This window comes from Clostridium sp. YIM B02500, assembly GCF_022324665.1.
In the GTDB taxonomy this organism is placed as follows: Bacteria; Bacillota; Clostridia; order Clostridiales; family Clostridiaceae; genus Clostridium; species Clostridium beijerinckii.
In genome coordinates, this window is record NZ_JAKGTE010000074.1 from 1 (window position 1) to 1832 (window position 1832).

Genomic DNA, 1832 nt, shown 5'->3' on the forward strand with positions numbered 1-1832 from the left:
ACCTCCTTGTATAATCTAGCTATAACATTTGATAGAAAACTAAATACATTTCTAACGAACATTACAACTTAAATTTACTTTCTTATTCTTGATTATTAATCTGCTTACGGCCACGTTAGTGGAGGCAGCATTTCATATTTTTATATAGTTTTCTATTTAAATTCCTGTAAAGGAATCTAACCAAATTAAATATATTTTAGTATAATACTCCTGAATAGAGGATAGATGTACACCTCCTGGGAAGTTCTTAATAACTCATACCCGTAAGTTAGCGTATCATTCCATCAGGTAGAATTCTATGTTTAGCTGGTTGGGTTTCCTTTAGGAATTACCCGTGTCACAAACAAGGTTATAGACTAACTGATAGATTGGAAGCTCTATTCTATCTCAAAATTAAATTCAAGGGAGATATATACAATGTCTAAATTTTTTTATAGTCCTACAGTAGGAATTGATATTTCAGCAGATTTTTCATGGGTTGCAATACTCGCTCCGAATGGAGAAATTTATAAGAAGGCTTTTAAGATAAAGCATGATGTTAATGGCTTCAATCACTTAATTAATGAAATAAAAAAAGTGGAAGAAGAGTTTAACATGAAAACTGGCATTTTCATGGAGTCCACCGGAGTGTACCACTTCTCTCTTTTCCACTATCTTAATAAAAATTTTGATAACACATTTGTTATCAATCCACTCATTACTAAGTGTAACAAAAATGGAGACATAAGAAAAGTGAAAAATGATAAAAAAGATGCCTTATCCATTGCCAAAATAGGAAAATTTCAAAATATTAAATATTCGCAAAGCGTTAGCCTTGATATTTTCCTATTAAAATCTCTTATAAGGGAATATTACAAACTTACAGATACTTGCTCTACTTTCAAGAAAAAGTTAGCTACTGATTTAAGAGTTATTTTTCCAGGTTACAATACTGTTTTTTCTAATGTGACAACTAATACCTCAATTGCTATTTTAAGTGATTATCCTACACCACAATCAATATTAGAATCACCTAAAGAAGATATATTAAAAATTCTTCTTAGTGTATCCAGAAAAGGAATCGCATGGTCTGAGCAAGCATGCTCAAAGCTAATTAATATAGCTAATGAGGCTGCTGTAATAGGCCTACCGTTGCACGGATTCTCGGTTAAAATCACTAGTTCAATAACATTAATAAATGCTATTGAAAACGAAATAGACAATTTATTAAAGGAAATAGAAACTCTTATCAATTCCACTAATTTTCCTGAACAGATTAAAAAGAATATTGAACTTATAGATTCTATTCCTGGTATAGGACCACTAACAGCTATTACAATAATAGCTGAAATAGGTGATATTAATGGTTTTGTAAAACCTAAACACCTAGTTGCCTTCTTTGGTATTGATAGTTCTATTAATGAGTCAGGTAAATTCAAAGGCAATCAAAATAATATTTCAAAACGAGGAACGCGAATAGGTAGAAGAGCATTGTATGCTATCGCACTTGCTTCTATAAGAAGCAGTCGTAACGGAATTCCTATAAATAGCATTTTATTGGACTATTACCAAACAAATCTTAAAGGAAAAAAGGCTAAAGTAGCTTTAGTTGCTATAATGCACAAAATCATAAATTATATTTTTGCGGTTCTCCGAGACCAAACACCATTTGAGCAAAGAGATCCTAAAATACATAAACAAATGTTTCTAGAAAATAAATCTTTAACTAAAGCTGCTTAATTGTTATTCCAAAATTTGTAACCATTCGTGTTTTAAAGTGGTTTATTTCTCATGCACTTTTTTATTAAAAATATATTTTTAATTTTTACTTGACTATTATTAGCTGGTCTAAA

The 1832-nt window shown here is 30.3% G+C and carries 1 protein-coding gene; it reads left to right on the forward strand.

Annotation, left to right across the window (positions count from 1 at the left end; all coding sequences use genetic code 11):
- Window positions 1-417: 417 nt before the first annotated feature.
- Window positions 418-1719 carry an IS110 family transposase gene (locus L1S46_RS26145; RefSeq protein WP_238901434.1) on the forward strand — a complete coding sequence of 434 codons (1302 nt, stop codon included), beginning with the start codon at window positions 418-420 and terminating at the stop codon, window positions 1717-1719.
- Window positions 1720-1832: the final 113 nt, after the last annotated feature.

Bases quoted from the DNA above. Each gene is read 5' to 3' on its own strand.
- L1S46_RS26145 (WP_238901434.1), top strand. From the start codon at position 418: ATGTCTAAATTTTTTTATAGTCCTACAGTAGGAATTGATATTTCAGCA.